The sequence below is a fragment of the Streptomyces sp. SS8 genome, assembly GCF_054072955.1.
In genome coordinates this window covers 1-422 of record NZ_JBSVCZ010000074.1, presented here as the reverse complement: position 1 = coordinate 422, position 422 = coordinate 1, and the positions used below count along the sequence as shown (strand labels likewise).

Here is a 422-nt window from a genome sequence, read left to right as displayed (position 1 = left end):
ATCGGTGCGCTTAGGCACGCTGGCCCTCCATCAGGGAGACGAAGCGGTCGAACAGGTACGCGGCGTCATGCGGCCCGGCCGCCGCCTCGGGGTGGTACTGGACACTGAACGCCGGCCGGTCCAGCAGCCGCAGGCCCTCCACCACCCCGTCGTTGAGACAGACATGGGAGACCTCCGCACGCCCGTAGGGGGTGTCGCTGGGCGCGTCCAGGGGCGCGTCCACGGCGAAGCCGTGATTGTGCGCGGTCACCTCCACCCGGCCGGTGGCCCGGTCCCGCACCGGCTGGTTGATGCCGCGGTGGCCGTACTTGAGCTTGTAGGTGCCAAACCCCAGCGCCCGGCCCAGGATCTGGTTGCCGAAGCAGATGCCGAACAGCGGCGTGCCCCGCTCCAGCACCCCCCGCACCAGCGCCACCGGATGA

General features: G+C 71.1%; 1 protein-coding gene. It reads right to left on the bottom strand.

Features of this window, described 5'->3' with window-relative positions; all coding sequences use genetic code 11:
• Window positions 1–10: 10 nt before the first annotated feature.
• Window positions 11–422: glutamine amidotransferase-related protein (locus ACW69E_RS27780; protein WP_457501041.1), on the bottom strand; the 412-nt coding region annotated here is incomplete at its 5' end.